The 9,299-nt window shown below is 70.1% G+C and carries 8 protein-coding genes; 4 read left to right on the top strand and 4 right to left on the bottom strand.

Annotated features, from left to right (window positions below; translation table 11 throughout):
* Together V7E09_RS11190 and V7E09_RS11185 are read left to right on the top strand one after the other, a co-directional pair.
* On the top strand, positions 1 to 962 hold a 962-nt coding region (locus tag V7E09_RS11190), incomplete at its 5' end, for a hypothetical protein (RefSeq protein ID WP_324523394.1).
* A gap of 120 nt (positions 963 to 1,082) precedes the next feature.
* Positions 1,083 to 3,359, top strand: a complete 2,277-nt coding sequence (locus tag V7E09_RS11185) for a hypothetical protein (RefSeq protein ID WP_324512189.1) — start codon at positions 1,083 to 1,085, stop codon at positions 3,357 to 3,359.
* A gap of 19 nt (positions 3,360 to 3,378) precedes the next feature.
* Here V7E09_RS11185 and V7E09_RS11180 read toward each other — a convergent pair whose 3' ends face one another.
* Entirely contained in the window at positions 3,379 to 4,722 is a 1,344-nt protein-coding gene (locus V7E09_RS11180) for a GntP family permease (RefSeq protein WP_324512188.1), read from the bottom strand.
* A gap of 91 nt (positions 4,723 to 4,813) precedes the next feature.
* On the opposite strand from V7E09_RS11180, the gene V7E09_RS11175 reads away from it, so the two are divergent.
* Together V7E09_RS11175 and V7E09_RS11170 are read left to right on the top strand one after the other, a co-directional pair.
* Complete coding sequence (locus V7E09_RS11175) at positions 4,814 to 6,415, top strand: sensor histidine kinase (protein ID WP_324512187.1); 1,602 nt, start codon at positions 4,814 to 4,816, stop codon at positions 6,413 to 6,415.
* The gene (locus V7E09_RS11170; protein WP_324512186.1) at positions 6,412 to 7,095 is read left to right on the top strand and encodes a response regulator; all 684 of its coding nucleotides are present in this window, start codon (positions 6,412 to 6,414) and stop codon (positions 7,093 to 7,095) included. Before V7E09_RS11175 ends, V7E09_RS11170 begins: the two co-directional genes overlap by 4 nt.
* A gap of 87 nt (positions 7,096 to 7,182) precedes the next feature.
* Here the strand turns inward: V7E09_RS11170 and nagB are convergent, their stop codons facing one another.
* The 3 genes from nagB to V7E09_RS11155 form a co-directional block, all read right to left on the bottom strand.
* Positions 7,183 to 7,974 (bottom strand): glucosamine-6-phosphate deaminase, encoded by a 792-nt coding sequence (gene nagB, locus V7E09_RS11165; RefSeq protein WP_324512185.1) that lies wholly within the window; start codon positions 7,972 to 7,974, stop codon positions 7,183 to 7,185.
* Positions 7,975 to 8,011: 37 nt separating this feature from the next.
* Positions 8,012 to 8,731 carry a GntR family transcriptional regulator gene (locus tag V7E09_RS11160; RefSeq protein ID WP_324512184.1) on the bottom strand — a complete coding sequence of 240 codons (720 nt, stop codon included), beginning with the start codon at positions 8,729 to 8,731 and terminating at the stop codon, positions 8,012 to 8,014.
* Between the two features lie 74 nt (positions 8,732 to 8,805).
* Entirely contained in the window at positions 8,806 to 9,219 is a 414-nt protein-coding gene (locus V7E09_RS11155; protein WP_324512183.1) for a hypothetical protein, read from the bottom strand.
* Between the last annotated feature and the right edge of the window lie 80 nt (positions 9,220 to 9,299).

Genomic DNA, 9,299 nt, shown 5'->3' with positions numbered 1-9,299 from the left:
TGAGCGACCTCCAGGCCAGCGAGCCGCCCCACAACTCCGCGTCACGGGGCTGGTCGACGATGACGGACGTCGAGGTCGGCCTCTCGGCGGAAATCGAAGCGGAGGGTGGCCCGAGCGCGAGCGCTTCCTTCTCCGCCTCGGAGAACACGTCGGTCTCCCAGGCGACCCTCGGTGACGGCGGTCACGAGGCGAGTTGGTCCACCACCTCTGCCGGGGGGATCGCCGCCCTGGTCAAGTTCGGGTTCGTGGATCCGGCCGCCTTCTCGGGGAGCTTCGGCGAGGACTGGTCGGGGGGCGTGACCATCACCGCAAGCTGGGACAAGGAGGGCCGTGTCACCGGGCTCACCTATCGGCTCGACAGCGAGGCTGTGACCAGCGTGCAGCACGCCAAATCGCTGGAGGTCGAGTTCGGCTATCTCGGGGCGGCTGTGGAGCACGTGGAGACCGCCGGCGCGGGGACCGCGACCGTCCTGGAGCAACAGATCGATCTCACGCAGAACGAGGACCTTCGCCTCCAGTACGAGGACCTCATCAACCAGTCCTTCCCAGGGGGCAAGGACGGGACCCTCGACGGCAACAACGTGAACTTCACCAGCAATGCCTCGGCTGCGGATCTCGACGCCCTCGCCCAGGCGGCCTCCCACGGAGCCACACGGACCCTGCAGTATGACGTCCAGCAGGATTCGACGCAGGAGTCCGCCTCCGTGACGTTCCTCGGGATCACGCTGGCGAGCGCCTCGTGGACGTCGACGACGGACGATCGCAACCTCACCTCGTCCTCACTTGAGGTGATGGACGTCAATGGGAACGTCCAGACGCTGAAGCCAGCACCGAAGTGCTACCTGCCGCCGTTCGAGAAGCCAGAGGACTACTACGCCTCGGGCTGGTCCAACTCCACCACCTCCCGGCATCCGTATCGGCAGGGCTACGACCTCAGCTACACCCACACCCCCCTCGGCTGACCGGGGGAAGGGCGAGGCCGTCGGCCGCGGCGCTCTCGTGGGACCGTGCCCACCACGGTTGGGTCGGCGGTGGGCCTTCGGACCCTGTCCGCGGCCGCAGAGGCCGGGGAGAGTCGTCACATGACCAGACCCAGGCGGCACGACGAGGGACGCGGACACCGTGAGCGTGGCAACGTGGGCCTGGGCTATCTGGCGTTGCTGCTCATCGCGGCGCTGGTGTGCTCGGCGGTTGTGACCGCGGTCCCCCTGGCCCGGGTCAGCGCGACGGTTCGCTGCGCGGTCGACGCCATCGTCCACCTGACATCGGTGTTCGACTGCGCCGACGCCGCGGACTCCGATCCGGGCGCACCGGGGGATCCCGGGCAGCCGGGAGACCCCGCGGCCACCCCGACAGCCGCGCCGCCTGACCCCGGGGGCGGACAACCGCCCACCTCCTGCGAGGACCCGGTGTACGGCCCCTACAACGCTCTGCCCGATGCGATCATCGGGCAGAGCAAGAGCGTCAACCATGTGGCCACCGACCCGGATCCGACCATGGTGCGGTTCGACTGCGTCTGGTACTACATCCCCACCGATTGCGGTGAACCTCCCGCCGGCTGGGGGGCGGGGCTCGTCCCCAACAGCGGGGTCGACATCGCCCCGTTCCGCGACTGCGTGACCGGTGGCCGCGACAAGGCGACCCCGACGGAGTCCGACAACCCCGCCTGCGAGAACGCCATGCCGGCGGGAATGGAGCCGGGCGAGGCCGACCGTGCCCGCGTCCAGATCGGGTGCGCCATCTACGTGGTGCCCCAGGAGTGCTCGGCCCAGTGGAGTTCCTACGTCGACGCGGACAGCGCCGCCGGGCACCTCACCGGCGCGGCACCGACGGTCACCGCCGGCATCGACCTGGCCCGATGCATCCTGACCACGTACAACAAGCTGGAGGCCGACTGCGCCGTCTGGTCGCAGGGCAAGACCGCCACCAAGACGACGCAGATCTTGTTCTGGAAGTGGAGCAAGAGCGACGGCATGGTGGTGGAGAAGCTCGGCGACGGCCGCTACAAGGTGACGATGGCCCATGGCAAGGGCAAGGGTGCGGGGATCGAGTTCAACCTCTCGGCGGGCAACGCGACGGCGTCCGCAGGCTTGTGGGGGATGACCGGCGTGGACAAGACCGACGTGTATGAGTTCGCCAACGAGGCCGACGCCCAGGCCTGGCTCGACTGGTACAAGGAGTATGACGCCGCGGACAAGGCTGTCGCGGACCTGGACGAGAAGTACGGCTGCTACAGCAAGCACACCTGCACCTCTCGACGCGACAGCAGCCCCACCTGCGTGCGCTACGGCATGTGTGACAACGGCCGGCTCAACTATCCGGCTGCGGCGCGGACGCTGCGCGACCTGCAGAATCGCGAACCCGACCACAAGCGCGCCTCGCTGGGATGGGCCGACACGACGGAGGTCACCGTCGATCTGTCGGTCGGCGCGAAGAGCGGCAAGGGCAAAGGCAAGGGTGAGGGCGAGAAAAGCGGCGCGACGCCGAGCCTCGAGGCGAGCCTGTCCTACTCGCACTCCAGCAAGAGCGGGGTCTCCCAGACGACGCTTCCCGACGGCAGCCACTCGGCGAGCTGGTCCACGTCATCGATGAACGGCATCGCCGCCTTGGTGAGCTTCGGGCTGGCTAGCCCGACCGCGGTGGAGGGTGTCGGCAAGCTGGAGGGGAACTTCGCCAAGGAGTGGAAGGGCGGGACGACGATCACCGCCACGTGGGACAAGGACGGGACGCTGACGGCGTTGTCGTACCGGCTCGACAAGGAGGCGCTGACCAGCGTGAAGAAGGGCATGTCCCTGGGCGCCAACTTTGGATTGCTCGGCGCGTCGGTGTCGCTGACGCAGACCGACTCCGAGGGGAAGGCGACCGTCCTGGAGCACCGGATCGACTTCACGTTGCACCCCGACCTGCGGGAGCAATACCAGACGATCGCAGACGAGTCGTTCCCGGGCGGTAAGCGGGGAGCCCTCGACGGCAACAACGTCCGGTTCGGCGCCACGGCCTCGGAGGAGCAGCTCGAGAGCCTGCAGGAGGCCGCCAAGCAGGGGGCCACCCGAAGCCTGGAGTACGACGTGGACAAGAGCGAGACCACCAAGCAGGCGGGGGTGACCTTCGGTGGGCTCGTGCTCGCGAAGGCGAGTTGGACGAGGACCTCCGATGAACGCAATCTCAACTCCTCCAGCTTGGAGGTGACCGATGTCAACGGGACCCGACAGATCGTCAACCCGGCCCCGAAGTGCTATCTCCCCACGTTCGACAAGCCCGCGGACTACTACAACGGATCCGGCTCGAACGTTTCGACGAGCAGCCACCCTTACGACCAGGGCTACGACTTCGGCCGCTCCACCACGCCGATCGACTGAACCGAATCGGCTGCCGGGCTCAGTGGGCGACCAGGGAGGCCGCCATCACCAGAGGCAAGGAGATCAGTGACGCCATCGACGTGACGGTCGTCATGGTCTTCAGCGATCCCTGGGTGGAGAGCCCGAGCAGCGACTTGAACATCCAGAAGAAGTTGCTGTTGACCTGCAGGGCGAAGAGGGAGCCGGACGCGATCGCGAGCCCCATCACCACCGGGGAGACGGCGATCTGATCCAGGATCGGTGCGACGATGCCCGCGGCGGTGATGGCGGCCACCGACACCGAGCCGATCGCCAGGTGCAGCAGCGCGGCGATGAACCAGGCCAGCAGGATGGACGCGATGATCGGGGCGCCCGCGTCGACGCTGAACAGGCCGCCGAGCAGCTTCGCCAGGCCGGTCGCCTTGATGACGGCGCCGAGCGAGCCGCCGACGCCGGTGACGAGCAGGATCTCGCCGGTGGTCTGCAGCCCCTCGCTGAACGCGGTGGCGGTGCGGGCGGTGCCGACGTAGCGGCGGGCCATCACGTAGGCGCCGACCAGGCCGAGGAACAAGGCGATGTTGGCGTCCCCGAGGAACGCGATGATCGCGTTGTCGATCCCGGCGAGCTCGCACAGGGCGCCGGTGGCGATCATGAGCAAAGGCACGACGATGGGGGCCAGGCACAGCGCCAGGGAGGGGCGGCGTTCCGGGCTGACCTCGTCGGCGGCCTCCTCGATCTCTTCGGCGTTGGAGACCTCCTCGTCCTTGGCTTCGTTCCACCAGCCACGGTTGAGCATCCGGCGGAACAGCCAGGTGGTGAGGACGGCGGTGACGGGTCCGATGACGATGCCGTAGATGAGGTAGCTGCCCAGCGGGACGTGCAGCAGCCCGGCGATCGAGATCGCCGAGAGCCCCGGCACGACGAACACGTAGCCGCAGAAGATGCCGGTGCCCAGCGCACCCGCCAGCCACGCGAGCCCGTTCTTGCCGAGGAACTTCGCCGACGAGCGCGCCACCGGGGCGGCGAGGACGACCTGCACGTCCACGTAAATGGAAGGCGCGATGGTGCTCAGTGCGACGGTCAGCGCGTAGGGCAGCCGGTTGGCGGGCACGACCCTCACCAGCGCCTCGACCATCACCTTGAAGGCGCCCACCGAGTGCAGCAGCGCCCCCATCAGGACGCCGAAGCCGATCAGCAGGCCGATCTTCGTCATGATGTCGCCGAAGCCCGAGGTGATGGCGTCGACGGTTTCGGCGAAGCCGATGCCGGAGGCCAAGCCCAGATAGAGGCAGCCGAGCACGAGGGCGATGATGGGGTCGACCTTGGCTTTGATGATGAGCAGGATGATCGCGACGATCGCGATCCCGGTGTGCAGAGCAATCATGGTTCCACTCCCGTGGGGACGCGGGCCACGACGGTGTGACCCGCCGCCAGCCTCGCGTGCGCCGCCGGGGGCGGGCATCCTTATGTTCATAGTGTTCACGGGCCCGCGCAGCGTCGCCTCGCACGTCCTGATCGTGCTGGGCGTCGTCGCCGTGCTCGTGGTGGGCGCCTCGGTCGGGCTGGCGACCTGGCAGGCCGCCCGTCAGGTGGAGGACGCCGCCGCCGATCAGGTGACGAACGTCGCCCGCACCGTCGCGTCCTCCGACGAGGCGCGCGAGGCGCTCGCGGTGGGGGGCGCCACGCCCGCGCTGACCGCCTTCGCGGACCGGACCCGGGAGGCGACCGGCACCGACTTCGTGGTCGTCATGACCACCGACGGGGTTCGGTTCACCCACCCCAACCCGGATCTGGTGGGCGGGCGCTTCGCTGGCTCCACGGACGCCGCGCGTGCGGGCGGCCTCGTGCTGGAGGAGTACACCGGCTCGCTGGGGCCCTCGACGCGCGCGGTGGTGCCGGTGACCCACGAGGGGCGGGTGATCGGGCTGGTGTCGGTGGGGATCGCGCGGGCCAAGGTGTCCCAGGCGTTGGCGGGCATGTGGCCCCAGATCGTGCTGCCGGGTCTGCTCGCCGCGGCGGTCGCGGGGACGGGTGCCTGGCTGACGGCCCGGCAGGTCCGGCGCGAGACCCTCGGGCTGAACGCCCGGGAGGTGGCCCGGCTGCACGACCATCACGACGCGCTGCTGCACGCCGTCCGCGAGGGCCTCGTCATCACCGGCACCGACGGACGCATCCAGGTGGTCAACGACGAGGCGGCGCGGCTGCTGAGCCTGCCCCCCGATGCCGCCGGACGCCCGGTCGCCGACCTGGGGCTGTCGCCCGAGCTGGCCGACCTGCTCACGTCGGCGCGCCACGAGGTGGATGTCCCCCACGCCACCGGCGCCCGGCTGCTGCTGGTTTCCAGCGACGCCGTGCTGCGCGACGGCCGCCGCACCGCCACGCTGACGACCCTGCGGGACCGCACCGAACTGGAGTCGCTGACCGGACGCCTCAGCGCCACCCAGGGACTCGCGGACGCGCTACACGCCCGCAGCCACGAGGCAGCGAACCGGCTGCACACCGTGGTGACCCTGATCGAGCTGGGGCGCGCGGACGAGGCCGTCTCCTTCGCGACCGGGCGTCTGGCCGGGGAGCGGCAGGCTGACAAGGCGATCCTGGCGGCGGTCGAGCCGCCGGTGCTCGCGGCGCTGCTGCTCGGCAAGACCGCTCAGGCCGCCGAGCGGGGCGTCCGGCTGACCCTCGATCCGGACGCTCATCTGCCCGTCGTCCCCGGCGTCGAGGCCGCGCTGGTGACCGTCGTCGGCAACCTGGTCGACAACGCGGTGGAGGCCGTCGCGGGACGTCCCGAGGCGGCCATCGTGGTGGACGTTCAGGCGTCCGTGGAGGCGCTGCTGGTGACGGTGAGCGATAACGGCCCCGGCGTCCCCGAGGCGGACGCCGAGCGGATCTTCAGCCGCGGGTTCACCACCAAGCCGGGCACCGAGCCGGGCGGGCGCGGCATCGGGCTGACCCTCGTGCGGCAGGCGGTCGCCGCCCTGGGCGGGCACGTCACGGTGTCGGCCCCGCCGGGCGCGACGTTCGTGGTGACCCTGCCCACCACCCCGCAGGATGCCGGTGCGGTCGGAGATGCCCCATGACTGAGTTGAGCGTCCTCATCGTCGAGGACGAGCCCCTGGTGGCCGACGCCCATCGCGACTACGTGGGACGCGTCGAGGGCTTCGTCGTCGCCGGCATGGCCGGGACGGTCCAGGCGGCGGTGCGGGCGCTGGCCCGGCAGCCGATCGACCTGGTGTTGCTGGATCTTAACCTGCCCGACGGCAGCGGCCTGGAGGTGCTGCGCGGCGTCCGGGCTGCGGGGCGTCCGGTCGACATCTTGACCATCACCGCAGCCCGCGAGGTCGAGCCGGTGCGCGCCGCGCTCACGCTAGGCGTCGTCGGCTATTTGCTGAAGCCGTTCACGTTCGCGGACCTGCGCGACCGCCTGGAGGCCTACCGCCGCTACCGGGCCGATCTTGCGGGCGCCCCTTCGGCCAATCAGGCCACCGTGGACGCCATGTTTGGTGAACTGCGACGTCCCACCGACCCGGGCAACGCCCCCAAGGGCTTGGATCGCGGCGTCTTGGACGACGTCATCGCGCTGCTCCGCGACGCCGGGGCTGCGGGCCGCTCAGCGTCGGAGATTGGCGTCGCGGTCGGGTTGTCGCGCGTCACCGCCCGCCGCTACCTGCAATACCTGACCGAGCAGGGCCGCACCGTGCGCTCGCAGCGTCTGGGCGGTTCAGGACGTCCCGAGGTTTTGTTCACCTGGCGGCTGTGACATCTCATTCCGCAGTATCTCGACTCTGGAATGTGCGCGGTGCCACGATGTGCGCACCGCGCCCCGTGAAGGGGTGCTGGCCGGCCTTCAGTCGGCGAAGCGCTGCCAGGCGGGCTTGTGGGCGTAGGTGTGCGCGTAGTAGTCGCGCAGCGTGAGCTTGGCGGCGGCCGCCTCGTCGATGACGACGGTGACGGTGCGGTGGAGTTGCAGCACCGAGCCGGGGCACATTGCGCTGACGGGCCCCTCGACCAGGCCCGCGATCGCGTCCGCTTTGCCTTCGCCTTGGGCGACGAGCACGACCGCGCGGGCGTCCATGATGGTGCCCAGGCCCTGGGTGAGGCAGTGCTGGGGGACGTCGTCCAGCGTCGGGAAGAAGCGGGCGTTGTCGCGGCGGGTCTGCTCGTTGAGGGTCTTGATGCGGGTGCGGGAGGCCAGCGAGCTGGTCGGTTCGTTGAACCCGATGTGGCCATTCGAGCCGACGCCGAGGATCTGGACGTCGACGCCGCCCGCGGCCTTGATGGCGGCTTCGTAGTCGTCGCAGGCCTGGCGCAGGTCCGCAGCGTTGCCCGCGGGGACGTGGACGCGGGCCGGGTCGAGGCCGAGCGGGACGGTGACCGTCTCGTGGATGATCGACGCGTAGCTCTGCGGGTCGGACGCGGGCAGGCCGACGTACTCGTCGAGGGCGAACGCGGACGCCGCGCTCAGGTCGAGGTCGCCGCGCTGCACGCGGGCGGCCAGAGACCGGTAGAGCGCCAGCGGTGAGGAACCGGTCGCGACGCCGAGGACGGCTGGGCCGCCCTTCTGGGTCGCCACCTGGGCAACCCGGGCGGCGGCGACTTCGCCTGCATCCTCGGCGGTGGGGCAGATCACGATTTCCATGGCTGGTCCTTTCGGCGGGCGGTGTGGCCCGCGGTCATCACGGGTGGGTGCGGCCGCCGTCGAGATCCATGTGGATCCGGTAGCGGTCGCCGCGGTAGTGGGAGGTGACGTGCTCGACGGGCACGCCCTGGGCGGTGGAGCGGCGCTGGAACACCAGCGTCGGCGTCGAGGGAGGCATGCGCAGGAGGTCTGCCACGCGGGTGGTGGGCGGGTCGGCCCACAGCGTCTGCTCGGCGGCGTCGATGACGCGTCCGTAGTGGTCGGCGAGCAGCCCGTAGAGGGAGTCGGTGAGGTCGTGGGCGTCCAGGTCGGGGAACAGCGGCTCGGGGTACCAGCCCTCCTCCAGCGCCATGGGTTCGTCGTCGGCCAGCCGCAGCCGCTCGACCTGCCAGGCCCGCTCACGCGTCCCGAGGCCAAGCGCCTGGGCGACCTCGGGCGGCGGCACGTGGGCCGCGAGGGCGAGGACGCGGGTGCTGGGGGTCGCGCCGCGGCGTCGCATGTCGTCGGTGAAGGACGCCAGGTGGAGGTGGGATTCGAGCCGGGGCCGGACGGCGAACGTCCCCAGCCCCTGGACGCGCTCCAGCATCCCGTCCGCGACGAGCCCGCCGACGGCCGCCCGCACGGTGGCCCGCGATACACCGTAGTCGGCGGACAGTTGCCGCTCTGAGGGGATCGCCTCGCCCGGCGTCGCCATGCCCAGGATGAGCGCCCGGAGCTGCTGATGCTTGGGGGTGGCCCCGGTCAACGTCGCGGCCATCACACCCCTCCACAGTGGTCCTTACTGGTACGTACCAGTGTGCTCACTGCGGCCCCCGCGGGCAACCCGGCCGTTCACCAGAGGTCGACGTTGTACTGGTCGAAGATGACGACGCCCGGGTACGTCTCCCGGACGAACTCGCCCAGGAAGATGATGTCGTTGGTGTGGAGCCGCTCCGGGTCGTCGCCGAAGCCGAGGACGATCTGGGTGTCGTAGTCGGCGAAGTCCGGGGGCAGCACCGTCCCCGCAGGAAGCGCCTCGGCAACCGCGGTCGGATCGAGCGTCATGTCCTCGCCCTTCCACAACCACACCTGCACCTCCCAGTCGCCCTGGGTGAGCACCAGGATGGTGACGCGCGGAAACACAAGATCCTTGGTGGTGATCGTGTAGTCACCCGCAAAGGCGAACCGCGTCTCGAAGTCGTCCTTCAGCGCCGCCATATCGAGTCGGTCGTCGGCGTCGCGCCACAGCGCAAAGAGGTTGAACACGGCGTCTCCTGGGCTCGGGGGTGGCTTCCGGGCGGATGCTCGCCACGTTTCTACCGGCTCCCCCACCTCACTGGCTACCC

Source organism: Propioniciclava sp., from assembly GCF_036744435.1.
Taxonomy (GTDB): Bacteria; Actinomycetota; Actinomycetes; order Propionibacteriales; family Propionibacteriaceae; genus Propioniciclava.
Note: the sequence above shows the minus strand (reverse complement) of the source record. Positions and strands in the feature narration are given on the sequence as shown.